Below are 25,589 nucleotides of genomic sequence, written 5' to 3'. Positions count from 1 at the left end.
GGCAGCATCCGGCACGAGGGGATTGACCTCAAGCTCGCTTGAGCTGGTGACGTGTCGGCGTGCGCATCGACCACGTGCAGTTCCCCGTGCCGGACGTCTCCGCCGGCACCGCCTTCTTCCGCGACGTGCTGGGCCTGCCCGTCGACGGGGGGCTCGTCCAGGTCGGCCGGAGCCGGTTGCGGCTGGTTCCCGCCGCCGACGCGGTCCCCGCGACGCAGCACCTGGCGTTCTCGGTGCCGGGCGACGCGGGCCGCGCGGCGCACGACTGGCTGGCGCAGCGGGTGGAGCTCCTCGGCCACGACGGGCAGGACCTGTTCGAGGCGCCACCGTCCTGGGACGCCTGCTCCAGCTACTTCCTCGGCGCCGACGGGACCGTCCTGGAGCTGATCGCGCGTCGGCGACGGCCGGAACGTCTCGGCGGCGACGACTTCGGGCCCGGGCACCTGCTGGCGATCAGCGAGGTGGGGATCCCGGTGGCGTCGGTGGCGGAGGCCCGGCGGCGACTGGCGCGCGAGGTGGGGGCGGCGCCGTTCGGGGGTCCGGGGTCGGAGACGTTCAGCGCCGTCGGCGACGACGACGGGCTGCTGGTGCTCGTCACGCCCGGTCGGGCCTGGTTCCCGACGCGGGACCACCTGGCCCGGCCGTCGCGACTGGTGGTGGACCTGTCCGGGACGCGGAGTCGCGGTGAGCTGGTGCTCGACGACAGCACGCTCGTGCGGTATGATTGAGCCTTCAAGCACTTTACCTGGAGGCAAGTCGTGGAGATCGGCGTCAGCGCGTTCGCGGAGACCACCGAACACCCGGAGACGGGCGCCCTGCTCAGCCACGCGGAACGGCTGCGCGAGATCGTCGAGGAGATCGAGGTCGCCGACCAGGTCGGCCTCGACGTCTACGGCCTCGGCGAGCACCACCGTCCCGACTACGCCGCGTCCGCCCCCGCCGTCGTGCTGGCCGCGGCGGCCGCGCGGACCACGCGGATCCGGCTCTCCAGCGCCGTCACCGTGCTGAGCTCCGAGGACCCCGTCCGGGTGTTCCAGCAGTTCGCGACCCTCGACGGGCTCTCGAACGGCCGCGCCGAGATCATGGCCGGCCGCGGGTCCTTCATCGAGTCGTTCCCGCTGTTCGGCTACGACCTCGAGGACTACGACGACCTCTACGCCGAGAAGCTCGACCTCCTGCTGAGGATCCGCGAGAACCCCGAACGCGTGAACTGGTCCGGCGGGAGGTTCCGGGCCGACGTCCCCGGCCTCGGCGTGTACCCGCTACCCGTGCAGCAGCCGCTGCCGGTGTGGATCGCGGTCGGCGGGAACCCGCAGTCCGTCGTGCGCGCGGGGACCCTCGGCCTGCCGCTGGCCATCGCCATCATCGGCGGGATGCCCGAGCAGTTCGCGCCGCTGGCCGACCTCTACCGCGAAGCGGGCGCCCGGGCCGGCCACGACCCGTCGACGCTGCGGATCGCGACCCACTCCCACGGGTTCGTGGCCCCGACGACGCAGCAGGCCACCGACGTGCACTTCAAGCCCTACCAGGCCGTCATGAACGGACTCGGCCGTGAGCGCGGCTGGAACCACTTCTCCCGCACCAGCTACGAGGCGGCCCGCAGCCGCCGTGGCGCCCTGCTCGTCGGGTCGCCGGAGGAGGTCGCGGAGAAGATCGTGAAGCAGCACGAACAGCTCGGGATCGACCGGTTCATGCTGCACGTCAGCGCCGGGACGATGCCGCACGCCGACGTCCTGCGGGCCATCGAACTGCTGGGCACCGAGGTCGCCCCCCTGGTCCGCAAGGCCCTCGCCCCCTGACCCGTGATCCCGCTGGGAGACCCAGCGGGATCACGGGTGGGGTCGTGGACCCGAGGTCAGCGCTTGCGCACGACCAACCACACGGCCAGCGCAGTGACCACCACGATGCCGGCGATCAGCACACCGCTCTGCTGCGTGCCGGAGCCGGGGGCGCCGGCGCTGACCTCGTGGACCTTCGCCTTGACGTCCTCGACCTTGGCGCTCGCCTGCGCCTTCACGTCGGCCTTGGCTGCGAGCGCGTCCGCGGTGGAGGCCAGGCGGGCGCGGGTCTCGGCGATGTCGCGCTCGAGCCCCGCGCGGTCGGTCGGGACGGCACTGTTCGGGAGGCTGTCGCTCATCGCTGGAACCCTTCCTTCACGGCGTTGACGTCCTGCTTGACGCTGTCCACCGTCGCCTGCGGAAGCGCCGGGGTGACCTGCTGGAACTCCTTGCGACCCACCAGGGCCAGGGCGCCGGCGACGAGGAACAGCACGACCCCGACGATCAGGGCCGCGAGCCAGGCGCTCACCACCATCGCCAGCGCCAGGATCGCGGTGGTCACGAGGGCACCGAAGCCGAAGAAGGCCAGCAGGCCCGCCCCCGAGAACATCCCGAGGCCGAGACCCGCCTTCTTGCCCTTCTCGGTCAGCTCGACCTTGGCGAGCGCGACCTCGTCACGGACGAGGTGGGACACCTGTTCGGTCAGCTGACCGATCAGCTGCCCGACGGTCTCGTCCGCGCGCGTCGGGGACTGGACCGGTCCCGGTCCGTGCGAGACGCTCAGGTCGTCGCTCCGGGTGGACCCCGTGGGTTGGCTCATGCCCCATGACTACCCGTGTTCGGCCCGGACGACACCCCGAAGCTCACCGCATGTGCGGGTACACGTGGTCCGTCGGCGCCACGAACGTCTCCTTGAGGGCCCGCGGGCTGGTCCAGCGCTGCAGGTTGAGGATCGAACCCGCCTTGTCGTTGGTGCCCGAGGCCCGGGAACCACCGAAGGGCTGCTGGCCGACGACCGCGCCGGTCGGCTTGTCGTTGACGTAGAAGTTGCCCGCGGTGAAGCGCAGCGCCTCGGAGGCGTGGGCCACGGCGGCGCGGTCGGTCGCGATGACCGAACCGGTCAACCCGTAGGGGGAACCCGCGTCGACCGTCCGCAGCGTCTCCTCCCAGGCCCCGGGGCGCGCGTCGTCGAACACGTGGACGGCGAGGACCGGACCGAAGTACTCCGTGCAGAACGCGTCGTCGGTGGGGTCCTGCCCCAGGACGACGGTAGGGCGGACGAAGTAGCCCTCGGAGTCGTCGTAGGTCCCGCCGGCGGCGACGGTCAGGCCGGGTGTCGCCTTCGCGCGCTCGATCGCGGCGACGTTCTTCGCGTAGCTGCGGGCGTCGATGACGGCACCGCCGAAGTTCGAGAGGTCGCTGACGTCGCCGAAGCGCAGCGAGTCGACCTTGCCGAGGAACTCCTCCCCCATGACGTCCCACACCGACTGCGGGACGAAGGCGCGGGACGCGGCGGAGCACTTCTGCCCCTGGTACTCGAAGGCGCCGAGCAGCATGGCGTTGGACAGGATCGCCGGGTCGGCCGAGGGGTGGGCGAGCACGAAGTCCTTGCCCCCGGTCTCACCGACGAGTCGCGGGTAGGTGCGGTAGTTCGCGATGTTCTCGCCCACCGCACGCCACAGGTGCTGGAACGTCGCCGTGGACCCCGTGAAGTGGATCCCGGCGAGGTTGCGGTCCGCGAGGACGACCTCGGAGACGTCCCGGCCGTCACCGGTGAGCAGGTTGATCACCCCCGGGGGGAGTCCCGCGGCCTCCAGCAGCTTGAGCGTCCACCACGCCGAGAGCGTCTGCGTCGGGGAGGGTTTCCAGACGACGGTGTTGCCCATGAGCGCGGGCGCGGTCGGCAGGTTCCCCGCGATGGCGGTGAAGTTGAACGGGGTGATCGCGTAGACGAACCCCTCGAGCGGACGGTGGTCCATCCGGTTCCAGACGCCGGGGGAACTGACCGGCTGCTCCGCGAGCAGCCGGCGCCCGAAGGAGACGTTCCAGCGCCAGAAGTCGACGAGTTCGCAGGGCGCGTCGATCTCGGCCTGCTGCGCGGTCTTGGACTGCCCGAGCATCGTCGCGGCCGCGATCTTCTCGCGCCACGGACCGGAGAGCAGGTCGGCCGCGCGCAGGAACACCGCGGCGCGGTCGTCGTAGTCCATCGCGGCCCACGCCGGACCGGCCGCCAGCGCCGCGTCCACCGCCTGCCGGGCCTGTTCCCTGGTGGCCGTCCCGAACGTCCCGAGGACGCTCGCGTGCCGGTGCGGCTGCACGACGTCGACCTTCTCGCCGCCGCCGAGGACGGACTTCCCCCCGATGGTCTGGGTGAGTTCCACGGGGTTGCCCGCCTGCTCGGCGAGGGACTCCAGCAGCAGCTTCCGCTCGGGGCTGCCGGGGGCGTAGCCGTGGATCGGTTCGTTGCGGGGGGCGGGGACGTCGGTCACGGAGTGCACGTCTGATTTCCTTCCGGGCCGGGGTCAGCCGGCGACGAGGGAGCGGGCGAAGAAGGCGAGGTTCGCGGGTCGTTCGGCGAGGCGACGGGAGAAGTAGCCGTACCAGTCGGTGCCGTAGGGCACGTAGACGCGGACGGTGTGCCCGGCCCGCGCGAGGCGGAGCTGCTCCCCGGACCGGATGCCGTAGAGCATCTGGAACTCGGCGGTCCCCTCGGGACGGCCCCGCAGGAGCGACTCGGCGAGGTTCACGAGGCGCAGGTCGTGGGTGGCGATCATCGGGTAGGCACCGCCCTCGAGCAGGACCTTCAGGGAGCGGACGTAGGCCTTGTCGACGTCGGCCTTCGCCGGGTACGCGACCTCGGGGGGTTCGTTGTAGGCGCCCTTGACGAGGCGGACCCGGGAACCGGGCACGGCGAGGTCGCGGGCGTCGCCCTCGGTGCGGCGCAGCATGGCCTGCAGGACGCAGCCGGTGCGGGGGAAGTCCTGGCGCAGGGCGCGCACGGTCTCGAGGGTGTCGTCGACGCGGGTGTGGTCCTCCATGTCGACGGTGACGTCGACACCGTGGGCGCGGGCGAGCTCGGCGAGGGCGTGGGCCCGTTCGGTGGCCGCTCGCGGACCGGCCGGACCGAGGCCCTGACCGAGCGCGGAGAGCTTGATCGAGATCTCGTTGCCCGCGGCCAGCCCCTCGGCCGCGAGGCGTTCGACCACGTCGCGGTACCCCGCGACGGTCTCGTCGGCCTGGCTCGCCTCGGTGATGTCCTCCCCGAGGCGGTCGAGGCTGACGGCGATGCCGTCGCCGTGCAGGGCGCGCACCGCCGCGGTGGCGGCGTCGACGTCGTCACCGGCGATGAAGCGGGCGACGACGGGGCGGCTGAGGCTGCTGCCGGTCACCAGGGACCGCACGCCGCGGTTGCCGGCGACGCCGAGGAGGAGTTGTCCGAACACACCTCGACGCTAGGACCCCGCGGGCTCCGGGGCCACTGACGAACGTCAGGTCTTCGACCTTCCTCGTCGTACAGGTGGATGATGAGCGGGTGAACCCGGCCGACCAGCTGCAGGACCTCGTCGACTCCGTCGCGGAGCAGACGGGGGCGCCGGTGACCCTGGAGGACCGGGACCTGCTGCTGGTGGCCTCCTCCGGCCACGACGAGGTCATCGACGACGTGCGCCGCAGCTCGATCCTGCGCCGGCGCTCCGACCCGGTCGTGCAGCAGCTGTTCGCGGGCTTCGGCATCGCCCGGGCGACCGGACCGCTGCGGATCCCGGGCGATCCGGGCGCCGGACGCCTCCCGCGGTGGTGCGTACCGGTGCGCTGGCGCGGCGTGACCTACGGCTACCTGTGGCTGCTGGACCCGCACGAACGGGTCCAGGCCACCCACCTGGACCGGGTCCGGGACGCCCTCGACCTCGTCGCGGCGCACCTGGCGACCCGGGCCCGCGCCGCCGACCGCACGACCTGGGCCGTCGGGGAACTGCTGTCCAGCGACGCGGGCTCGCGGGCGCAGGCCGTGGAGGAGCTGCAGCGCGACGGGCTGCTGCCCCCGGTCGTGACCGTCGTGGCCCTCGCCCCGGCCGACGGCGGCCCGACCGGGACGGTCAACGGCTGGCTGCTGCCCCGGTCGGTGCTCGTGTCGGCGGTCGGGCACCGGGCGGCGCTGGTCGTGCCCGGATCCCTCGACGGAGCCGGCATCGCGGCGCGCGCGGCGGCCGCGCTGTCGTCCCAGCACCCCGCGGGGGTCGCCGTCGGGGTCTCCGGGACCGTCAACGCGACGCAGGCGCACACCGGGTGGCAGCAGGCCGACGCCGCACTGCGCTCCGGGGGCGCCGGCGTCCGCGAGTGGGAACGGTTGGGCGCGTTGCGGCTCCACGCGCTCGCCAACCCGGTCGCGCTGTCCACCGTCGTGCGCGACGAACGGGCCGGGCGGTTGTTCGCCACCGAACCGGAGCTGGTGGAGACGGCGAGGACCTACCTCGACCTGGCCGGCAGCGCGCAACGCACCGCCGCCGCGCTGTCGATCCACCGCCAGACCCTCTACCACCGGCTGCGGCGGATCACGGCGGTCAGCGGCTACGACCTGGACGACGGGCGGGACCGGTTGGCGCTGCACCTGGCGCTGGTGCTCGGGTGAGCGGTCGCGGCGTCGCACCCACCGGTGTCACCACGTGGGGCGAGGTCTGGGTGCGCCGATCGTGGCGTCCTCACGACCGGTTCGTCCCACCGACGGCTCACTCCACGACGGTGCCGGCGCGCTGCTCGGTTAGCGTGGCGGGGTGATCACGCTCCAGGGATAGGTCGGGCTCGCCGCACGAGCCACCCGACCCCCGTCGGGACGACCGGCCGCGCCGGCGTTCCGGCCTGCCCTGAGGGAGATCTCCCCCGTGTCCCACCCCGAACGGGTGGCGGACCGTCGCACGCTCCTGGCCCTGCCCGGAGTGCCGCTGGTGTTCGTCGCCTCGAGTCTCGTCCGCCTGTCCTACGCCACCCTCGTCCTGTCCCTGCTGCTGACGGTCCAGACCGCCACCGGCTCCTACGCGGTGGCCGGCACCGCGCTCGGCGCGTACGGCGTCACCGGGTTCGCCATGCCGCTGAAGTCCCGGTTCCTCGACCGGCGCGGAGCCCGCCGGGTGCTCCCGTGGATGAGCGTCGGCTTCGCCGTGGCCATGCTGTCGCTGACCCGCACGTCCTCACCGGTCCTGTGCTGCGCGGCCGCCGTCGCCGCGGGCGTGGCCGCCCCGCCCGTCGGGCCCACGGTCCGGGCCGCGTGGGCCCGGCTCACGCCCCGACCGCCCGCCCGGCAGCGGGCCTACGCCCTGGACGCCGTCGTGGAGTCGGCGCTGTTCGCCGTCGGTCCGGTGGTGGCCAGCGCGACGGCGGTGACCCTCGGACCGGCGGGGGCACTCGCCGTCACCGCCGGGACCCACGTGCTGGGGTCGGTGCTGATGTCCCGTTCTCCCCTGCTGACCCGGGTCGCGGCGCCCGCTGCGACCACCACCCGGCCGTCCCCGACCCGGAACCTCCTGGGCCCGCTGACCCGGCCGGGGTTCGCAGTCCTGCTGCTCTTCACGTTCGGCACCGGACTCGCGAACGACCCCCTCGAGGTCGCCGTCGTCGCACGCGGACAGGAAGGTTCCGCCGTGACCGCTGGACTGCTGCTGGCGGTGCTGTCGATCTCGGCGGCGGTCTCCGGTCTCACGTGGGGTCACGTCGTCGGGCGCTGGTCCCCGCTGCGGCGGGCGGCGGACTGGACGGTGCTGGCCGTCCTGGCGACGGTGACCGCGCTCGCGGCAGTCGTCGCGGCCCTCGGGTCCGGGTCGGTGCTCCTCGTGGTGGCCCTGGTCGTGGTGGGTTCCGCCAGCGCACCCCTCGCGGTCGTCACCTACACCGCCGCCGACCGGTTGGGCGGGCAGGACGGTGGTTCGGAGGCGACGAGCTGGGTGAACGCCGCGACCAACCTCGGGGCGTCCCTCGGCACCGCGGGTGCGGGTCTCCTCGTGGAGTCCGGTGGGAGCGCGGACGCGTTCCGGGCGGCCGCCGTGGTCGCGGGGGTCGCCGGTGCGGGGGCCTGGGTACGCCGCGCACGGGAGCGTCGGCGCGGGGTTTGACACCGGCAGCCACCGGGGGTCGGATGAGGAGGTGCTGCCCGCCGACGGTCACGTCCACAGCCAGTTCTCCTGGGACGCGCGGACGGTCGGGTCGATGACGGCGACCTGCGCCCGCGCCGTCGAGATCGGGTTGCCGTCCATCGCCTTCACCGAGCACGTCGACTTCACGCCGTTCCGGGCCGGGTTCCTCGTGGACCAGCACCCCGACCTCGTCACCGACGGGATCCTGCACGCGCCGCCCCTGGACGTCGACGGGTACCTCGCCGCGATCGAGGAGTGCCGGGCCCGGTTCCCCGACCTCACGATCCTCACCGGGATGGAGGTCGGGCAACCGCACCTGCACCGCGAGGAGGTCGCCGACCTGCTGCGCCGTGGTCGGTTCGACCGGGTCGTCGGCTCGCTGCACTGCCTGCCCGACGGGGACTCCCACGCCGAACCCTGGTTGCTGTTCGAGCACCGGGAGCCGGTCGAGGTGTTCCGCGAGTACCTCGCCGAGATCCCGCGGATGGTCGCGGGGTCGGACGCGTTCGCGACGTTCGCGCACATCGACTACCCGGTGCGCAGCTGGCCCGGGACGTTCGACCCGCGGGAGTTCGAGGAGGAACTCCGGACCGCCCTGCGGTCCCTCGCCGCGGGGGGACGGGCCCTGGAACTCAACACGAGGTTGCCGCTGCACCGCACGATCCTGGGCTGGTGGCCGGAGGAGGGTGGGCGGCTGCTGACCTTCGGCAGCGACGCCCACGTCCCCGAGGCGGTCGGAACGGGTTTCGCCGCGGCCGCGGACGCCGCGGGGGCGGCCGGTTTCGTCCCGGCGTCGCGGATCGAGGACCCGTGGGTCCTGGGGTGACCCCGTGGTGGGAGGACGTGCACGGCGACCCGTGCCGGGAGTGCGGGACGTCCTGGGTCGTGCCGTTCGAGGTCGCCGTCGAGCACATCGCCGGAGTTCCGGAACGATTGGCGGAACTGCTCCCCCGCGCCGGGCCGCCGGCCGACGGGTGGTCGGCCACGGAGTACGTCGTGCACACCGCCGACACGTTGCGCTCGTGGGCCGAACGCCTGGCGGCCGCCCTCGCGGGGGACGCGCGGGTCCCTGCGGGGCACGACGCCGACGACCTCGCGCGGGCCCGCCGGTACGGGTCCTTCGACGCGGGCGCCGCGCTGTGGACGGTGCGGCGGGCGACCGCCGACTGGTGCGACGTGGTCGTCGCGGCGCAGGCCGCCGGAGTTCTCGTCCGCCACGCCTCGCGGGGTTCCCTCACCGCGCACGACGTCGCGCTGCGGAACCGGCACGGCGTCCTGCACCACGTCCGGGACGTGGAGGCGCTCGTCCGCTGAGGTCAGCGTTCCCGGACCAGCACGAGGACCTCCCGGAGCCCGCCGCCGATCTCGTGCCGGGTCCTCCCCTCCCGGCGGAACCCGACCCGTTCCGCCACTCGGATCGACGCGGAGTTCCAGGGTTCGACGTGGGCGAGCAGTCGGCGAGCCGCGGGGAGGTTCCCCGCGAACTCCACGAGCAGCGCCAACGCCTCGGTCGCCACTCCCCGTCCACGGGCCGAGGGGACCACCCCGTACCCGACGGTGAAGACCCCGGGGGAATCCGTGAACCACAGTCCGGCCGAGCCGAGGGCCCGGTCGGAGGAGACGTCCGCGATCGCGAACGACCACCCGATCCCCTCGGCCAGCCGCCCCTGCTGGCGCTCGACCCACGCCCGGGCCTGCGCCTCGTCGGCGTTCGCGGGCAACGAACCGGTCAGCGGGACGTAGGGGTCGCTCGAGAGTTCCACCGCCATCGCGGCGTCGTCGAGGCGGAACCCGCGCAGGACGACCCCGGGGTCCACGCGGTCAGCGGATCCGGACGGCGACGAGGGCGACGTCGTCCTCGGGGTGGGCGGGGAGCAGTTCGCGCAGCAGCACGTCGCACAACTCCTCCAGACCCAGGTCGGCGTGCTGGGAGACCGCCTCGAGGAGGCGGGCGGTGCCGACCTCGACGGACTGGTCGCGGCGTTCGACGAGGCCGTCGGTGTGGAACAGGATCGTGTCGCCGCTGCGGAGCAGGAGTTCACCGTCGTGGCGGGCGGTGGTGGGGTCGATGCCGAGCAGCAGGTCGGGGCCGTCGCGGCCGTCGGCGACGACGAGGGGCACCACGACGCCACCGGCGCGCAGCATCACGGGGCTGGGGTGACCGGCGCTGGAGAACTCCAGGAACACCCCGTCGCGTCGGGGTTCGAGCCGTCCGACGAGGGCCGTGGCCAGGGTTTCGACCCCGAGGCCCTCGATCGCCGCGTCCAGCCGCGAGAGCAGCCCGGACGGTCCGTCCGGAGCCGCGAAGGCGATGCCGCGCAGCAGGTTGCGCAACTGGCCCATCGCGGCGGCGGCCCCGATGTCGTGGCCGACGACGTCCCCGATGACCAACGTCGTCGCCCCGTCGGGTTGGGGGAACGCGTCGTACCAGTCGCCGCCGACCTGCGCGGCCTGGGCGGCGGGCAGGTAGCGGACGGCGGTCTGCCAGTGCGGGGACTGCGCGGGCGGGGTGAGGAGGTCCCGTTGCAGGCCTTCGGCGATGCGCTGCTGCTGACCGTAGAGACGGGCGTTGTCCAGGGCCAGCGCCGCGCGTTCGGCGACCCCGGAGGCCGTGGCGACGTCCTCGGAGTCGAAACCCCGTCGCTGCCGGCCCCGGGCGAGGGTGACCAGGCCGACGGTCCGGCCGCGGGCCCGCAACGGCAGCACGATCGCCGACCGCGGGTCCAGCGCCCGGGCGTGGTCCTGCGCCTCACCGGGGCCGAGGACGGCGCAGATCGCGTCGACCGCGGGTTCGGGCAGCACCACGGGGCGGCCGCTGCGGATGGCGTCCTGCACGTAGGACGTGCCCTCGGCACCGCGCAGCGACCGCAACCGGGTGCGCGCGTAGTCCTCGATGAGCCCCTGCCGGGCGGGGTCGACGTGCTGGGTCCCGACGTCGCGCAGCTCACCGTTCTCGTCGACGAGGGTGACGATGCACCAGTCCCCCAGCACCGGGACGAGGACCCCGGAGAGCCGCGCGACGGCCGTCTCCGCGTCCAGCGTCCCGGACAGGTGCGCACCGACGCCGGCGAGGAGCTGCACCTGCAGCGCAGCACGTTCCGCGGCCTCCTCGGCGGCACGACGGGCCGCGGCGGGCAGCAGCAGGACGCTGGTCCCGGCCCCGTCGGGCCAGGCGCGCAGCTCGCACCACACGGCCAGCGGGTCGGGGTGCAGGAGCTCCAGGCTCGCGGAGTTCCCCGTGCGCGCGACCTCGAGGAGGACGGCGTCGAGTTGGGAACCGGCCGAGAGCGGGAAGACGTCCCCGAAGTTCCGCCCGAGCAGTTCCGAGCGCGGTCGCCCGATCAGCCGTTCGGCCTCGGCGTTGAGGTGGCGCAGGACGCGGTCGCCGTCGAGGGCGTAGTAGGCGGCGGGCAGGGACTCGAGGGCGCTCGCGAGACCGAGGACGTGGTCGCGGGTGGTGTCGTAGGCGACACCGAGCAACCGTTGCGGGACACCACCCTCGACCAGGACGCGCGCGCGGACCCCCATCCAGCCGAGGCTCCCGTCGCGACGACGGAACCGGAACTCGTGGTGGAGCGGCTCACCGGTGCGCACGGCGGTGGTGACGGCGTCGCGGAACTCGACGAGGTCGCCGGCGACGACGACGTCCTGCAGCCGGGCCTCGTAGCCCCGGGCCGTGGTGTCCTCGGGGTGCTCGAACAACGCGGCGAGGGCGTCGTCGGCCACGAGCCGGGCCGCGCCGAGGTCGTACTCGAACGACGCGACTCCCGCGGCCTCCATGGCCAGGTCGAGACGGACGCGGGTCGGGTCCAGCACGGGCGTCGTACCTCCCTCACGGTTCGCGTGACCTGCCGACTGTACTGGCCGGACGGGCTCCTCCCGGGGTCCTCACGCGGACCCGGGCTCCTCGCCCAGCGCCTCCTCGACCCGCCGGAGCAGGTCCAGCAGCGAACGGCGGTCCGGGGGGTCGAGGACCGCGAAGGCCCGGGCCGCGCTGTCCCGCGAGCGCCGGCCCAGCTCCTCGAGGACCCCGGTGCCCGCAGGGGTCAGTTCCAGCAGCAGCGAGCGACGGTTCCCGGGGTCGGTGGCCCGGCGCAGCAGGCCGGCCTCCTCGAGCGGGTCGACGAGGTCGGTGAGCGAACGCGGCGCGATGTGCAGGCGGGCGGCGACCTCGCCCATCCGGGGCGGGGTGGCGCAGCGGCCGACGACGCGCAGGACCCGGCCCTGGGCGGGGGTGATGGCGAGGTCCTCGACGTCGCCGTGGCTGCGTCGGCGCAGGCGCCACTGCACGGAGCGCAGCGTCTCGAGGAGTTCGCCGTCCAGGTCGTCCACGTCGACACCTTACCGGATCGTGAGGTAGCCTCATCGTGAGGTATCCACACGATCTGTTTGGAGGTGGGCCCGTGCGCGGAGATCCCAACCGCGATCCCTTCCGGCCCGGCAAGGCCGACACGTCCGACCCGGGCCGCCCCCAGCGCGACGAGGTGCGCCGGGTCCTGCGGCTCTTCCACCCGCACCGCCGGACGCTGGCCGTCGTCGGCGTTCTCATCGTCTTCTCCGCCGTCACCGGCGTCGCGTCACCGTTCCTCATCCGCGAGGTCGTCGACGTCGCCCTGCCGGACGGGAACCTGCACCTGCTGGCCTGGCTCGCGGCCGGGCTCATCGGCATCGTCGCGGTCAGCACCGCGCTCGACGTCGTGCAGGGACTGCTCACCACCCGGGTCGGGCAGGCCGTCATGCACGGTCTGCGGACCGCGCTCTACACGCACCTGCAGCGCATGTCGCTGGGGTTCTTCGCCCGCACCCGCACCGGTGAGGTCCAGTCGCGCATCGCCAACGACATCGGCGCGATGCAGACCGTCGTCACCTCCACGGGCGCGGACCTCGTCCAGAACCTCGCGACCGTCGTCGTCACCGTCGTCGCGATGCTCGCGCTGGACTGGCGGCTCGCGCTGTTCTCGTTCTGCGTGCTGCCCTTCTCGGTGTGGCTGAACCGCCGCGTCGGTCGGTTGCGCCGACGCATCACGGCCCGACGCCAGCGCCAGCTCGCGGAGATGTCGGCCACCGTCGAGGAGACGTTGTCGATCTCCGGGATCCTGCTGACCCGCACGACCGGGCGCACCCCCGAGGTCGTCGAACGGTTCACCCGGCAGTCCGACGAGGTCGCCGCCCTCGAGGTGGGGTCGGAGATGGCCGGCCGCTGGCAGTGGTCGCTCATCACCCTGACCATGGCGGCCGTCCCCGCCCTCACCTACCTCCTCGGCGGCTGGATCCGGGGAACGGGCACGGCCCTGAGCATCGGGACCCTCGTCGCCCTCGTCACGTTGCAGGGGCAGCTGTTCCGGCCGCTGGGGGCGCTGCTGCGGATCGTCGTGCGCCTGCACGCCTCGATGGCGTTGTTCGCGCGGGTCTTCGAGTACCTGGACACCCCGCCCGAGGTCGTCGAACGTCCCGACGCCGTCGCCCTCGAGGACCCCCGCGGGCACGTGCGGTTCTCCGACGTCACCTTCGCCTACCCCGGCGCCGAGACCGACACCGTGACCGGGATCGACCTGGACGTGCCGGCGGGTTCCTCGCTGGCCGTCGTCGGCGCGACCGGTTCGGGGAAGACGACGCTCGGGTACCTGCTGTCGCGGTTGTACGACGTCGGCTCCGGCGCGGTGACGATCGACGGTCACGACGTCCGGGAACTCACCGCGCGCTCGCTGTCCGACACCGTCGGCGTCGTCACCCAGGAGACGTTCCTGCTGCACGCCAGCGTCGCCGACAACCTGCGCTTCGCGAAGCCCGACGCGACCGACGACGAGCTGCGGAACGCGGCCCGGATCGCCCAGGTCGACGACGTCATCAGCGCGCTGCCGCAGGGCTACGACACCGTCGTGGGGGAACGGGGGTACCGGTTCTCCGGTGGTGAGAAGCAGCGGATCGCGCTGGCCCGCACCGTGTTGCGCGACCCACCGGTGCTGCTGCTGGACGAGGCGACGTCCGCGCTGGACACCCGGACCGAGCGGGCGATGGCCGCCGCGCTGGAGCGGTTGTCGAGCGGACGCACCACCGTGACGATCGCGCACCGGCTCTCGACCGTCCGCGACGCGGACCAGATCGTGGTCCTCGACCACGGCCGCATCGTCGAACGCGGGAAGCACGCGGACCTGCTCGCCGCGGGTGGGCGCTACGCCGAACTCGTCGCCGCCGACGAGGCGCGCGCGGAACTGGTCCAGTAGGAGGTGCCCCGGGGAGCGGTCTCCCCGGCTCCGCGCCGCCCTCGTCGAGGGTGCGCACGACGCGACGTGCAGGAAGACGTGGCAGGAAATCGACCGGACACGGCGTTCCTGCCCCTCCTCCCCGCCGGCGCCGTCCACCACGCTGACCTCGTGACCTCCCCCACCCCGCGACCCGCACCCGACCTCCCGGCCACCTCGGCCGCTGGTGCCCACGCAGCGATCCGCGTGGGCATCGTGCTCTTCGACGAGGTGGAGGTGCTGGACGCCTGCGGCCCCTTCGAGGTGTTCGGCGTCGCCAACCGCCTCGCCGCCCGCGCCGGGCGACCCGCCCCCTTCGAGCTGGCCCTCATCGCCACCGGAAGGCGTGTCGACGCGCCTCCGGGAGCACGGGCCCGCGGGGGGCTGCGACTGGGCGCCGACCACCACCTCGACGACGCCCCCACCTGTGACGTGGTCCTGGTGCCCGGCGGCGTGGTGGACGACGCGGCCCGGGACCGGGAGCTGCTGGCGTGGCTGCAGCGCAGCCGCAGCCACGCCCGCGTGATCGCTTCCGTGTGCACCGGCGCCTTCGTCCTCGCAGCCGCGGGCCTGCTCGACCACCGCCCCGTCACCACCCACTGGGAGGACGTCGACGACCTGCGCGCCCGCTGGCCCCACCTGCACGTGCGGGACGACGTGCGCTTCGTCGACCACGGCGACCTGGCCACCAGCGCCGGCATCAGCGCCGCCCTCGACCTCGCCCTGCACCTGGTGGCCCGACTCGCCGGTCACGACCTGGCCGTGGCCACCGCACGCCAGATGGACTACGCCTGGCGCCAGGACCCGGACGAGACCAGCGCCTCGGCGTGAACGCACCGGGCACGGCGACGCCGGACCCGCGTTCGGCGTCGCCGTGCCCGGATCAGGAGGTGGGGCGCTTGGCCGCCGCGACGGCGTCCTCGGCCCGCTGCAACAACGAACGCACGCCGGTGTCGAAGGGTGAGCGGCACTCCAGCGGCGTGGCGCGCACGACGGCGACGGTGACGCCGACGTCGGGGTCGTCGCTGCGTCGACCGCGGGTGGGCAGCGGAGTGGGCGGGGTCCAGCCGGTGACCGCACGGGCGAGGCGGGCGGCCTCCTCCTCGTCGAGGCCGGGGAGCACGACGGCGAACTCGTCCGCGCCGAGGCGGCCGGCCGTCGCGCTCGGCGGCAGCGCGGCGCGCAGGTGCGCGGCGAAGGCGATGAGGACGGCGTCGCCGGTGGCCAGGCCGTAGGAGTCGTTGACGGCGCGGAAGCCGTCGAGGTCCGTGGCGAGCACCCAGACCGGCTCGTCGTTCTCGGCGGCGGCGGTGAGGGCCGCGGCGAGACGTTCCTGCAGCAGGCTGCGGGCGGCGACGCCGGTGAGCGAGTCGCGGTGGGTGGCCTTCGCGATCTGCGAGGCCCGGTCCCGCAGGGCGCGGGTCGCGGCGCGCAACGACTGCTCGAGCTCGCGGACCGGGGTGATGTCGCGGCTGACGAGGATCGCGCCGACGTAGCCGCCGCCGGGATCGAGGACGGCGGTCGCCGCGCTGTCGACGACGATCTCGCGGCCGCCGTGGGTCGTGAGCTGCACCTCCACGCCGTACCAGGGTTCCCCCGCGACGAGGGCCGTCCGCATCGCGTCGAGGTCACCGGGGTTCCCCACGCTGCGCGCGAGGCTGCGGGCCGAACGACCGGTCGCGTCGTGGGCCGTGACCCCGTAGAGCTTCTCGGCACCCTTGTTCAGGGACAGGACGAGACCTTCGGCGTCGATGGTGACGATCGCGTCGCTGACGTGCTCCAGCAGCCCCTCCAGGAGGCGACGGCTGACGACCCCGGCGTCGCCCGTCGAGACGCGCAGCGCGGTGTGGCGGACCTCGTCGACGTCCCAGGTGACGACGGCCCCGTGGACGAGCCGGCCGAGGGAGTCGTGCAGCTCGACGGGACCGGTGCTCGGGGGGACCTGCCCGAGGACGTCGAGCACGGGAGCGCCGAGGACCTCGCCCGCGGTGCGACCGAAGACGTTCTCGGCGGCCGTGTTCCAGCCGACGAGGAGTCCGTCGCGGTCGAGCGACCAGGTGGGGTCCGGGAAGTGGTCGAGGAAGCGGCTCGCCACGTCCCGCTGCTCGAGCTGCACCGCGTCGCCCCCTCGTGGAGTTCGTCCGTGGCCCCGAGGGGCCCTACCCCTGGAACTTCGGCGGCGGCGCGGTGCGGCGCGAGGGGCTGAACGGGTGGCTCAGGCCCCGCCGTCGGCGTGTTGGCTGGACTCGACGAGCTGCTGGACGCGGGCGACGACGTCGTCGAGGTCGGGGGTGGGGATGCCCATCGAGGAGGAGGCCCAGAGGCCGTCGCCGATGCACTGCACGAGGCGCGCGAGCACGCGGTCGCCGCCGACCTGGACCTCGATGAGCTCGCGCCAGGCCTCGTTGATCGCCGCGTAGGCCGAGACCGTGCGGGTGTCGCCCTCCTGGGCCAGCCGCATGGTGGCGATGATCACCCGGCTCAGCGGGTCCACCACCTCGTCGCCCTGCAGGCCCTCGGTGGCGGAGGTGCGCACGTAGTAGACGGCGGGTCCCTCGGGGGCGGTGCGCATCTGCTCGAGGTCCTCGGCGGCCAGCTTCCGGAGCCGCTCCAGCAGACCGTCGACGAGGGCGTCCTTGGACCCGAAGTGGTAGAGCAGCCCGCCCTTGGAGACGCCGGCCGCGGCGGCGACGGCCTCCAGCGTGGCCGAGCGGGCACCGCTGCCGACGACGATCTCGGCGAAGGCGTCGACGAGGCGGTCGCGCGTCGCGGCGGGGTCACGGGCCATTCGGAGCAGGGTAAACGACTTTGCACTGTACCGTCCGGACGGTACAGTAGAAGGACCACCGACTCGAGGAACGAGAGCATGACCCCGCCCACCCAGCACTCCGCACGCCGTCCCGCCGAGCTCCCGGTGGACCCGGGCGTGCCCGCGACGACGCGTCGGCAGTGGGCGGCGCTCGCGGTGCTGGTCCTGCCCGTGCTGCTGATCTCGATCGACATGACCGTGCTGAGCTTCGCGCTGCCGGCCATCAGCGAGGCGATGGCCCCGACCGGCACCCAGTTGCTCTGGATCGTGGACGGCTACTCGCTGGCGATCGCGGGTCTGCTCGTGACGATGGGCACGCTCGGTGACCGCTACGGCGCGCGGCGGATGCTGCTCATCGGTGGCGCCGGGTTCGGCGTCGTCTCCTTCGTCGCGGCCTTCGCGGACACCGCGACGGCCCTCATCGCCGCCCGGATCGCCCTCGGCGTCTTCGGCGCGACGCTCATGCCGTCGACGTTGTCGCTGCTGCGCAGCACCTTCACCGACCGCGAGCAGCGCCGGACGGCCTTCGCCGTCTGGGCCGGCGGGTTCGCCGCCGGTGGCGCGCTGGGCCCGATCGTCGGCGGCTGGCTGCTGGAGCACTTCTGGTGGGGTTCGGTCTTCCTGCTCAACGTGCCGTTCATGGTCGCGCTGCTGGTGCTCGTGCCGCTGCTCGTCCGCGAGCGCCCCACGGCCGCCACGCACGGCCGCATCGACGTGCTGAGCGTGGTCGTCTCGATCCTGGCGCTGACCGCGCTGGTCTACGGGATCAAGACCCTCGCCGAGCACGGCGTCCAGACGACCCCGGTCGCGACGATCGCCCTGGGCGTCGGGCTGGGCGTGGTGTTCGTGCGCCGGCAGCTGACGCTGGCGGACCCGTTGCTGGACGTCGACCTGTTCCGGCTGCCGGTCTTCCGCAGCTCCGTGCTGGCCAACCTCATGAGCATCTGCGGGATGACGGGGATGCTGTTCGCGGTCTCGCAGTACCTGCAGCTGGTCCTGGGGCTGCGGCCGCTGACCGCGGGGTTGCTGCTGCTGCCGGGCGCCGTGGTGACCTTCGGGTCGGGGCTGCTCGCGGCGCGGTTGGCCCGTCGCCTGCGCCTCGACCTGCTCATCGCGACCGGTCTGCTGCTGGGGACGCTCGGCTACGTGATCATGGCGTTCCTGGGGTCGGGATCCGGTTCGGGTGCGGCCCTCCAGCTCGCCGTCGCGTTCGCGGTGCTCTGCGCGGGGGCGGGTCTGGCCGAGACGCTGACCAACGACGCGATCCTCTCCGCGGCGCCCGCGGAACGTTCCGGTGCGGCGTCGGCGATCTCGGAGACGGCCTACGAGGTCGGTGCGGTGCTCGGGACGACGGTGCTGGGCAGCGTGCTGAACGCGGTCTACCGCAGCCGGATCGAGGTGCCTGCGAGCGCGTCCGCGGAGCAGGTGTCCGCCGCGCGGGAGACCCTCGGCGGGGCGGTCGAGGTGTCGGCGGCCCTGCCCGACGGGTCGGTGCTGCTGGACTCGGCGCGGACGGCGTTCGCCCACGGCCTGGACGCGACGGCGGTGGCCGGGGCCCTGCTCACCGCGGGTGCCGCGTTGGTGGTGTGGCGTTCGCTGCGGCCGCGCGCGCACGCCGAGGTCCCCACCCTCACGCGCTGAGTCCTCGAGATGTCGGCGCGACGACCCCGTCCTACCGTCGTCGCATGCCGAAGACGACGCGATCGGGCAAGCCCGTCGAGAGCGAGTTGCCGAGCACGCTGCAGCGCTCGGACCAGAAGGCCAAGGACACGTTCGCGAAGGCGCACGACTCCGCCGAGGAGCAGTACCACGACGGCGGCCGGGCCAACCGGGTCGCGTGGGGTGCGGTCAAGCACACCCACGAGAAGGTCGGGGACCACTGGCAGCCCAAGGAGGACGGCCGGAAGGGCCCGTCGGACCCGCAGTCCGAGGGGAACGTCGACACCCACCGACGCTCCTCTGGCGGGGTCGACGAGCACGCGACGAAGGAGCACCTGCTGGGGATCGCCCGCGAGCTCGACGTCCGCGGGCGGTCGTCGATGACGAAGGCCGAACTGGTGCAGGCGATCCGGAAGGCCAACGACGCGGCGACGGCGAAGGCGCGGGACTGACCTCAACCGGTCGGGGTTTGCGAGGTCAGGAACGGCGCAGCAACGGGGCCGCGCACCGGCGGTGAGCGGCCTCGACCTCGTCGAGCTGCGCCTGGGCGCGGTCGGCCAACCCGCGGACGGGGTGGGTCCAGTCGGCCCGGTCGTCGGCGACGAGCTCACCGAGCAGGCGGGCGGCGACGGCACGCCGGTGCAGGCTGCCGAGCACGTCCTCCAGGGCGAGCAGACCCTCGACGACCGATTCGCGGGTCGGGTGGGTGGGGATGACGCTCGCCACCCGGTCGACCGCGGGGACGCGCTGCAGCAGCGGGCTGAGGCGGCCCGCGTAGGCGGAGAGCCAGCTGAAGCCGACGACGGCCCAGTCGGTCGAGGCACCGAGGCGCCGCATGGCGGTGCGCAGGGCGGCGCGGTCGGCGGCCACGTCACGGCGTACCCGGAGCAGGGTCGTGCGCTCGGCGATGAGCGCGTCGGAGGCGGCGGCGCGACGCAGCTGCTCGGCGACGCCGGTCACGGCGGCGAGCTGTTCGTTGAGGTAGGCGCGCAGCGCCGGATCGGCAGGACCCTGGGCCGATCGGCGACCCGACAGCAGGGCGACGGAGGGGATCTGCAGCACAGGAGGACGCTAACCCCCATGGAGTTCCTGCGCGCCCTCCCGGTGTTGCCCGTCCACGACCTCGACGCCGAGATCGCCTTCTACCAGGCCCTGATGTTCCACGTGCAACACCGCGAGGACGACTTCGTCGCCCTGCAGCGCGATGCGGTGCTGTTCGGCCTGCGCTCCGTCGAGGTGGCGGTCCCGCCGCCGGGCCTGTCCTGGCAGCTCGAGGTGGACGACGTCCCGGCCGTGCTGGCGCTGGCCCTGGAGGCGGGGCTGGTCGTGGCCGAGGAACCCCAGCGACGCGGCGGCGAGTGGACGCTGCGGCTGCAGACCCCCGCCGGGTACGAGCTCGTCCTGGAGGGGCCGGCCGGCTCCCCGCTCGAACCGGACGTCCGCGCCCTGGCGCTGGCCCTCCCGGAGGTCGTCGAACTGGTCGACTCCGCGGGTCGGACGGAGTTCCGCCGCGCCGGCGGGGCCTGGCTGGTGCGGTTGTCGGCGGGCGTCGCCGAGGTCCACGTGCAGGGGGTGACACGCGTCGAGCTGGCGACGGCGAGCGCCGACCACGTCGAGGAACTGCTGCGCTCGGCGTGGGAGGAGAACAGTCCCGCGCCGGTCGACCTGGGGCCCCTGAGAACGGAGTGACGGTTGTGACTCAGCGTGGCTCCGACCGGCGGTGACCTGCGACGTTCGGGTCGAGTGGGCCCCTGATGTGACGTAGCGTGCTGATTCGGTTACACATTCGCACACAGCTGGGGGATCGCATGGACGGCGCGCAGGGCGGCATGCTCATGACCGAAGGACCGGCGGTGGACACCACGGTCACGCTCATGCCCACGACGACGACGTCCGGTGCCGCGGCCGTCTGGCACACCGGCACCGTGCGCTCCTGGACGGCGGGAGCCGCCGGCCTCGTCATCACCAGCCACGTCAGTGCGACCCCCGACACCGTCGAAGCCCTCGACGGCCAGCGCGTCTGGGTCAGCACCGACGCCGGCGACTCCGGCTCCGTCACCCCCCACGCCGTCTTCCAGGCCGTCGCCCAGGCCCACCGCGACGACGAACTCGCCCTCACCGGCGTCATGCTGCTCGCCTCCGAGACCCGACGAGGCGCCGTCCGCGCCCCCGCCTCCGTCCCCGCGCACCTGACGATGGCCGAAGGCGTCGCCGACGTCCGCACCATCGACTACTCCCGCACCGGCATGCGCATCGAAGGCGCGATGGACATGCCCGCCCACACCGACGTCGACGTCTCCCTGGAACTCGGCGACGGGTTCGAGGTGCACGCCCGCGGCGAGGTGCTGCGCGTGGACGAGGAGTCCGGCGAGGCCGTGGTGCGCTTCGTCGAGCTCGAGGAGGGCGCGGCGCAGGCGCTGGAACGCAGCGTGCTGAGCGAGCTGGCCAAGCAGTCGCGCAGCTGACCACCGTGGAGCGACTCCCAGACTCTCTGTCTCCACGCGCCAGCCGAACCGCGCGGATAAGACTCGACGCTGGATTCGCCTGACTTGAGCAGTGGCGCACGTCTTGCGATCTAGAGTCGGGTCATTGTGCGTATCCGGTCCGAAAGCGACCGACGTCCCGGAGGTGACCAAGTGCCGGCCCAGGCCATCGGCGGCGGATCGAGCGCCGTCGCCGCGTCCTCGCATGCAGCATGCGCTCGTTTCCGCGGCACGGACCCGTTGATCACAGGCCAAACGCGTCGTGGCCTTGCCCAGCACCTCGGCTTCGCCGATACGTCGGGCGGAATCCCTCAGGCGCGGTGGATGCGTGCGATGACGTTCGAACGGCTCGTCAAGCACGAGAGCTTTGCGAGCAAGGTCGCCACTCGGACAGTCGGGTACCTGGAGCTGAGACGCCCTGACGGCGTCGTCACGGTCGACGGGCACGTGAGCGTCGAGACGACGGCTCGCCTCCTGGAAGAGGCGCACGCCCGGGCGGTCAGCGCGAACCACGTCACGCTGATCCACCAGCTCGCGGTGCCGTTCGTCGGCTTCGAGGACGTTCGCGCGACGGACGTGAAGCCGGACTTCGCCGTGGTCGCCCCCATGGAGGACCGCACCGGCTCATGGCTCGTCATGGGTGACGCCAAGGACTACGAACGGATCCGTTCCCGCATCGACGATTCCCGGATGCTGAAGGGGTTCCTGCAGGTCGCCGTCGGCGCGGAATCCGCGCGGGCCTGGTCGCGCCTACCGACCGGCATGGGTGTGCACACTTTCGGTGTCCTCGCCGTACCGCGCAACTCCTTCCTGCAGCCCGAGCCCGTGGTCGAGAACCTGCACGACTACCGGGAGGAGGTGCTGCTGCGCATCGAGGAGCGCCGTGCGGAGGCCGCAGCGACTCAGTTCGCCCCCGGTACCGACAACGTCCAGAACCTTGTCGCACACCTGGAGGCAACGTTCGATCCGGCGGCCTGTACGACGTGCACGCTCTTCGCGTACTGCCGCTCGGAGTTGCGGAGGTCGGAGGACCCGGCCGACCTGCTCGTCGAGTTGGGCCTCAGGCGCGACCTCCGCAAGCAAGCCCTTGGGCTCGTCGACGGCACCACCAAGCTCGGTCGGGTCCCAGCGTCTGTCGCGTCCACCATCGCCGCCACGCTCGACGGCGTCGCCCAGCTCACGGGTCAGCTCCGCGTCGACCAGGCAGGGGCTGCCGGCACGGTGAACATCGTCATCGCCAAGTCGGACGCGGCTGCGCTCGGGATTCACGGCATCGCCGTCCAGCGCGTCTCCGCCGACGGCCGGGGTGCGTGGGACGCCAAGGCGTACGACGACCCCCAGTCGCCCGAGACGCGCCGAGACGTCATGCGCGTGGTCGGCAAGGCGCTGACCCAGGCGATGCGAGAGCGTCGGGAGGCTGCGCCCGACGGCGCGACCCAGGACGCCGTGCACCTCGTGGTGCCGGACCAGCCGACGGCGGACGTCCTCGCGTCGATCGCCGACAACCTCGCCGGCGTGGAACTGAGCCGCCTGCGCTGGCAGCAGGACAAGGAGCAGCGGCGCCCCCAGCTCACCTACGACGGTGAGCCCGCCGTGGTCCCGCCGAAGATCAACGAGTCCGAGCGGACCGCGATCGCCCTGCTGCTCGAGGACGACCGTGCGCGGGCGCTCACGCTCCGTGCCCCGATCATCAACCTGCAGACCGTCCTCACTCGGCACGTCGTAGCGGGCGGTCCGGCCTCGAACGCCGGCCGTCTCGACTACCTCGTCGGGTGGGCCGAGGCGGACTCAACGAAGCCGCTCGACCACCGTGCTTTCGCGGACGGCATCGAGGAGAGCGCCCACACTCCCGGCGCCCGTCTCACCAATCAGCGCTCAGACGCGATCCACACAGCCCTCGTGGGTCCGCGCGGCCGCAAGCCCGCAACGGGTGCAGCTGACCTCACCACGTACCGGGAACTCGTGTTCGACGAGCTCGCGTACAAGTCCAACGTCGTCGACCGCGCTCGCGACTGCCTCGAGACCCTTCCCTCCTCAAAACTCCAGCCCGCCTACCAAGCGATCGAGTCCGACGCGCAGGCGGTCTGGCGTCGTCGACTCACCCTGCACGCCTCTGACCTCGTCCGGTTCGGCCGCACCTACCGCACCTGGCGCAATTCGCAGGTCCCGATGATCGAGAGCGATGGGGCCTGCTCAGCGCAGCTGCTCGTGCTGTCGAACCCGCAGGCCGCGCACGACGCCGCCACCGAGGCGGGGAACCGGCGAGTCGCCTTCGCGGAGGTCGTTCGCCTCGACCCGCTCATCATCGACCTCGACTCGCGCCGGATCACCGAAGGCGAGCGGATCGTGCTGCTGACGGTCAACGACCAAGCCGTCGTCGATGCGCCGACGACCGTGGTGGACACAACACCGAAGGGCGCCTTCAAGATCGACGGTCTCGCGATCGGACCACTCGACCGCAGCGGAGTCGACGTGACGGCGCCCCCGACGTACTTGCGCTGGAGTCCTCACACTCTTCCTCTGACCCTCGGCGTCGGGGACAAGCTGGTCGTCGCGGACCGGGCCTGGTTCCCGGAGTTGAAGAACAACAAGAGCCTGAACATCAGCAAACCGAAGCTAGACGAGATGTCGGCGCCGAAGTCGACCTGCTCGCACACGTCGTACGACGACGATCCCCAGGCTCACCAGTGGTGCTGCCGCTCGCACGAGAGTCGCGAGGCCGAGTTCTCGGACGACATCGCCGCCCGCCGCGCCCGGGGCGAGCTCAACCCCGAGGTGTGGCCGCCGGTCCGCGACGGCGACGCCTTCGAGGTGTCGCCGGCGGGCGCGGCGACGGGCAACCCGTACGACGAACAGCAAGAGCCCGTCCCTGACGACCAGACGATCGACGACGTGGAGTGACGATGATGGACCAGGAGGGCCCCTTCACCCCACCGACGTACGTCGCGCACAGCGAGGTCCACCACGCGGCCGCCGCCCGCCAGAACGACGAGGTCGCAGCGGCAGCCTCCACCGAGCTCAAGGCCATGCTCTCGGGCACCTCCCCGATGGAGCGGATCCTGCTCAAAGCCGCGGCCGGTGCCGGCAAGTCGTACGCGCTCAAGCGCATGGTCGCCGAGGCCGTCACGCACCCGAACTGCGCCCGCGTGGCCGTGGTCGCCTTCCAGAACAAGCAGATCCGGGATCTCGCACCGGCACTCGGTGAGGCGCTCGGGCGGGACGCCGTCTGCTTGTTCGCCGCGCAGGCAACGTGGGGCGACATCCCCGACGAGGTCTTCGAGAAGGTTGAAGTCGCCACCACGGCGACTGCTATCCCGCAGAGCGCGGTCGTCGTCATCGCCACCGTGTCGAAGCTCGGCGCGATGGGCGAGCTCCGACGCCTCACCGACCACCTCGGCTCCGGCCACAGCAGCGGGTCACCGTTCGACGCGCTCTTCGTGGACGAGGCGTGGCAGGTCGCGCACCACCTCTTCGACAAGATCACCAAGGTTGCGCCGAAGTGGGTCGGCGTGGGTGACGTCGGCCAACTGCCACCGCTCGAGGCCGGTCAGAACCCGTGGCGCGGCGACCCCGGGTACAACCCTTACCGCGCTTGGCCCACGGACTACGACGGTGACGCCCGCACCTGGACCCGCGAGCTGCCCGCCGTATGGCGCCCGGCGGCCGGCCACCTCGCCCTCTGGCGGGCGTTTTACCCGGAATGGGAGTCGCTCGAATGCGTTGCCGGCCCTGGCGACCGCGCTGTCGACCTCGGCACGATGTCCGGCCCGGAGACGGTGATCTGGCAGCAGGTCGGCACGGGCGTACCCACGCTGCTCGAGGTCGACGGCCTCCCCGAGCCCGAAGCAGCCGACGTGGACCTCCCTCTTACCGACTTCGTCGAGGAGCTGCTGGACTCGTTCTTCGCGGCCGGCCCTTCCCTGATCCGAGCGGAGTACGACACTGACGATTCCGGGCGGTCTACCGGGATCACCACCACGTTGCGCAGCGGCGGTCCGCACCAGGACCCGCTCGTCACGATCCTCGCGACACGCAACCAGTCTGTCGACGACGCTGAGCAGGCGGTCGAACGGCTCCGGAAGAGGCATGACCTCACGGACCGCGACCTCGTGGCGTCCACCGTCGACTCCTGGCAGGGCCGCACGAACGGCATCACGATTGCGGTCCACCCGCTCAACGGGGCGGACGAGCTCGACTCGTTCAACTCAGCGTTCGGGCGTCTCGCGGTGGCCTGTACGCGAGCTACACACGGCCTGCTCATGGTGACCCGACCGGGCCTGGACACGCTTCTCGGCGAGGCGCCCGCCCGCCCGGGCACTCCGTTCGGAGAGCCCGGCAACCGCCAGCTCCCACGGCAGACCCATCAGCGCATCCTGGCGACGTTCGCGCGGGGCCAGATCGACGTGTCCGACGACGATGAGTGATCCGCCTTCCAGATGCCCGAACGATCCCCCGGCTGTGTCTCCACCCTCTGGAAAACTTCCGTAGAACCAGCA

The 25,589-nt window shown here is 72.8% G+C and carries 24 protein-coding genes; 14 read left to right on the top strand and 10 right to left on the bottom strand.

What is annotated here, in order from left to right; all coding sequences use genetic code 11:
* The first annotated feature begins 59 nt into the window (after positions 1-59).
* Together SJY07_RS13980 and SJY07_RS13975 are read left to right on the top strand one after the other, a co-directional pair.
* The gene (locus SJY07_RS13980) at positions 60-728 is read left to right on the top strand and encodes a VOC family protein (RefSeq protein ID WP_380159915.1); all 669 of its coding nucleotides are present in this window, start codon (positions 60-62) and stop codon (positions 726-728) included.
* Between the two features lie 30 nt (positions 729-758).
* Complete coding sequence (locus SJY07_RS13975) at positions 759-1,799, top strand: LLM class flavin-dependent oxidoreductase (RefSeq protein ID WP_380159913.1); 1,041 nt, start codon at positions 759-761, stop codon at positions 1,797-1,799.
* 56 nt (positions 1,800-1,855) lie between these two features.
* Here the strand turns inward: SJY07_RS13975 and SJY07_RS13970 are convergent, their stop codons facing one another.
* The 4 genes from SJY07_RS13970 to SJY07_RS13955 are packed head-to-tail and all read right to left on the bottom strand — an operon-like array spanning position 1,856 to position 5,221.
* The gene (locus SJY07_RS13970; RefSeq protein ID WP_380159911.1) at positions 1,856-2,137 is read right to left on the bottom strand and encodes a DUF3618 domain-containing protein; all 282 of its coding nucleotides are present in this window, start codon (positions 2,135-2,137) and stop codon (positions 1,856-1,858) included.
* On the bottom strand, positions 2,134-2,598 hold the full coding sequence (locus SJY07_RS13965; protein ID WP_328293635.1) for a phage holin family protein: 465 nt from the start codon (positions 2,596-2,598) through the stop codon (positions 2,134-2,136). Before SJY07_RS13965 ends, SJY07_RS13970 begins: the two co-directional genes overlap by 4 nt.
* A gap of 43 nt (positions 2,599-2,641) precedes the next feature.
* A complete protein-coding gene (gene pruA, locus SJY07_RS13960; RefSeq protein ID WP_380159909.1) occupies positions 2,642-4,276 on the bottom strand; it encodes an L-glutamate gamma-semialdehyde dehydrogenase in 1,635 nt (544 codons plus the stop codon).
* Positions 4,277-4,300: 24 nt separating this feature from the next.
* Positions 4,301-5,221: a proline dehydrogenase family protein gene (locus tag SJY07_RS13955; RefSeq protein WP_380159907.1), complete on the bottom strand. Its 921-nt coding sequence runs from the start codon at positions 5,219-5,221 to the stop codon at positions 4,301-4,303.
* An 89-nt stretch (positions 5,222-5,310) separates the two neighbouring features.
* On the opposite strand from SJY07_RS13955, the gene SJY07_RS13950 reads away from it, so the two are divergent.
* The 4 genes from SJY07_RS13950 to SJY07_RS13935 all read left to right on the top strand — a co-directional run bounded on the left by SJY07_RS13950 (position 5,311) and on the right by SJY07_RS13935 (position 9,214).
* Entirely contained in the window at positions 5,311-6,405 is a 1,095-nt protein-coding gene (locus SJY07_RS13950) for a PucR family transcriptional regulator (protein ID WP_380159905.1), read from the top strand.
* A gap of 250 nt (positions 6,406-6,655) precedes the next feature.
* Positions 6,656-7,879: an MFS transporter gene (locus SJY07_RS13945; protein WP_380159903.1), complete on the top strand. Its 1,224-nt coding sequence runs from the start codon at positions 6,656-6,658 to the stop codon at positions 7,877-7,879.
* 34 nt (positions 7,880-7,913) lie between these two features.
* Positions 7,914-8,726: a PHP domain-containing protein gene (locus SJY07_RS13940; protein ID WP_380162323.1), complete on the top strand. Its 813-nt coding sequence runs from the start codon at positions 7,914-7,916 to the stop codon at positions 8,724-8,726.
* Entirely contained in the window at positions 8,723-9,214 is a 492-nt protein-coding gene (locus SJY07_RS13935; RefSeq protein ID WP_328293641.1) for a hypothetical protein, read from the top strand. Before SJY07_RS13940 ends, SJY07_RS13935 begins: the two co-directional genes overlap by 4 nt.
* 2 nt (positions 9,215-9,216) lie before the next feature.
* Here the strand turns inward: SJY07_RS13935 and SJY07_RS13930 are convergent, their stop codons facing one another.
* The 3 genes from SJY07_RS13930 to SJY07_RS13920 all read right to left on the bottom strand — a co-directional run bounded on the left by SJY07_RS13930 (position 9,217) and on the right by SJY07_RS13920 (position 12,232).
* Positions 9,217-9,717, bottom strand: a complete 501-nt coding sequence (locus SJY07_RS13930; RefSeq protein WP_328293642.1) for a GNAT family N-acetyltransferase — start codon at positions 9,715-9,717, stop codon at positions 9,217-9,219.
* 4 nt (positions 9,718-9,721) lie between these two features.
* Positions 9,722-11,716, bottom strand: coding sequence for a SpoIIE family protein phosphatase (locus SJY07_RS13925; RefSeq protein ID WP_380159900.1), 1,995 nt, complete (start codon positions 11,714-11,716; stop codon positions 9,722-9,724).
* 72 nt (positions 11,717-11,788) lie between these two features.
* On the bottom strand, positions 11,789-12,232 hold the full coding sequence (locus SJY07_RS13920) for a MarR family winged helix-turn-helix transcriptional regulator (RefSeq protein ID WP_380159898.1): 444 nt from the start codon (positions 12,230-12,232) through the stop codon (positions 11,789-11,791).
* Positions 12,233-12,303: 71 nt separating this feature from the next.
* On the opposite strand from SJY07_RS13920, the gene SJY07_RS13915 reads away from it, so the two are divergent.
* The gene (locus tag SJY07_RS13915; RefSeq protein ID WP_328293645.1) at positions 12,304-14,124 is read left to right on the top strand and encodes an ABC transporter ATP-binding protein; all 1,821 of its coding nucleotides are present in this window, start codon (positions 12,304-12,306) and stop codon (positions 14,122-14,124) included.
* Between the two features lie 150 nt (positions 14,125-14,274).
* A complete protein-coding gene (locus SJY07_RS13910; RefSeq protein WP_380159895.1) occupies positions 14,275-14,973 on the top strand; it encodes a DJ-1/PfpI family protein in 699 nt (232 codons plus the stop codon).
* 52 nt (positions 14,974-15,025) lie between these two features.
* On the opposite strand, the gene SJY07_RS13905 is transcribed toward SJY07_RS13910, so the two are convergent.
* Entirely contained in the window at positions 15,026-16,258 is a 1,233-nt protein-coding gene (locus tag SJY07_RS13905; protein ID WP_380159893.1) for a diguanylate cyclase domain-containing protein, read from the bottom strand.
* Between the two features lie 99 nt (positions 16,259-16,357).
* Positions 16,358-16,930, bottom strand: a complete 573-nt coding sequence (locus tag SJY07_RS13900; RefSeq protein WP_328293648.1) for a TetR/AcrR family transcriptional regulator — start codon at positions 16,928-16,930, stop codon at positions 16,358-16,360.
* A 78-nt stretch (positions 16,931-17,008) separates the two neighbouring features.
* Between SJY07_RS13900 and SJY07_RS13895 the strand changes: the two genes are divergently transcribed.
* The gene (locus SJY07_RS13895; protein ID WP_380159890.1) at positions 17,009-18,592 is read left to right on the top strand and encodes an MFS transporter; all 1,584 of its coding nucleotides are present in this window, start codon (positions 17,009-17,011) and stop codon (positions 18,590-18,592) included.
* A 44-nt stretch (positions 18,593-18,636) separates the two neighbouring features.
* Positions 18,637-19,062 carry a ChaB family protein gene (locus SJY07_RS13890; RefSeq protein ID WP_380159888.1) on the top strand — a complete coding sequence of 142 codons (426 nt, stop codon included), beginning with the start codon at positions 18,637-18,639 and terminating at the stop codon, positions 19,060-19,062.
* Between the two features lie 25 nt (positions 19,063-19,087).
* On the opposite strand, the gene SJY07_RS13885 is transcribed toward SJY07_RS13890, so the two are convergent.
* Entirely contained in the window at positions 19,088-19,672 is a 585-nt protein-coding gene (locus SJY07_RS13885; protein WP_380159886.1) for a hypothetical protein, read from the bottom strand.
* An 18-nt stretch (positions 19,673-19,690) separates the two neighbouring features.
* Between SJY07_RS13885 and SJY07_RS13880 the strand changes: the two genes are divergently transcribed.
* The 4 genes from SJY07_RS13880 (at position 19,691) to SJY07_RS13865 (ending at position 25,517) form a co-directional block, all read left to right on the top strand.
* Positions 19,691-20,299, top strand: coding sequence for a hypothetical protein (locus SJY07_RS13880; RefSeq protein WP_380159884.1), 609 nt, complete (start codon positions 19,691-19,693; stop codon positions 20,297-20,299).
* 119 nt (positions 20,300-20,418) lie between these two features.
* Positions 20,419-21,075 carry a PilZ domain-containing protein gene (locus SJY07_RS13875; RefSeq protein WP_328293653.1) on the top strand — a complete coding sequence of 219 codons (657 nt, stop codon included), beginning with the start codon at positions 20,419-20,421 and terminating at the stop codon, positions 21,073-21,075.
* A gap of 171 nt (positions 21,076-21,246) precedes the next feature.
* On the top strand, positions 21,247-23,994 hold the full coding sequence (locus tag SJY07_RS13870) for a hypothetical protein (RefSeq protein WP_380159881.1): 2,748 nt from the start codon (positions 21,247-21,249) through the stop codon (positions 23,992-23,994).
* 2 nt (positions 23,995-23,996) lie between these two features.
* Positions 23,997-25,517: an AAA family ATPase gene (locus SJY07_RS13865; RefSeq protein WP_380162321.1), complete on the top strand. Its 1,521-nt coding sequence runs from the start codon at positions 23,997-23,999 to the stop codon at positions 25,515-25,517.
* The last annotated feature ends 72 nt before the right edge of the window (positions 25,518-25,589 follow it).

It is taken from the genome of Kineococcus sp. R86509, assembly GCF_042466365.1.
Lineage (GTDB): Bacteria > Actinomycetota > Actinomycetes > Actinomycetales > Kineococcaceae > Kineococcus.
Note: the sequence above shows the minus strand (reverse complement) of the source record. Positions and strands in the feature narration are given on the sequence as shown.

Bases quoted from the DNA above. Each gene is read 5' to 3' on its own strand.
- SJY07_RS13970 (WP_380159911.1), bottom strand. From the start codon at position 2,137: ATGAGCGACAGCCTCCCGAACAGTGCCGTCCCGACCGACCGCGCGGGG.
- SJY07_RS13965 (WP_328293635.1), bottom strand. From the start codon at position 2,598: ATGAGCCAACCCACGGGGTCCACCCGGAGCGACGACCTGAGCGTCTCG.
- SJY07_RS13900 (WP_328293648.1), bottom strand. From the start codon at position 16,930: ATGGCCCGTGACCCCGCCGCGACGCGCGACCGCCTCGTCGACGCCTTC.
- SJY07_RS13895 (WP_380159890.1), top strand. From the start codon at position 17,009: ATGACCCCGCCCACCCAGCACTCCGCACGCCGTCCCGCCGAGCTCCCG.
- SJY07_RS13890 (WP_380159888.1), top strand. From the start codon at position 18,637: ATGCCGAAGACGACGCGATCGGGCAAGCCCGTCGAGAGCGAGTTGCCG.
- SJY07_RS13880 (WP_380159884.1), top strand. From the start codon at position 19,691: ATGGAGTTCCTGCGCGCCCTCCCGGTGTTGCCCGTCCACGACCTCGAC.
- SJY07_RS13875 (WP_328293653.1), top strand. From the start codon at position 20,419: ATGGACGGCGCGCAGGGCGGCATGCTCATGACCGAAGGACCGGCGGTG.
- SJY07_RS13865 (WP_380162321.1), top strand. From the start codon at position 23,997: ATGATGGACCAGGAGGGCCCCTTCACCCCACCGACGTACGTCGCGCAC.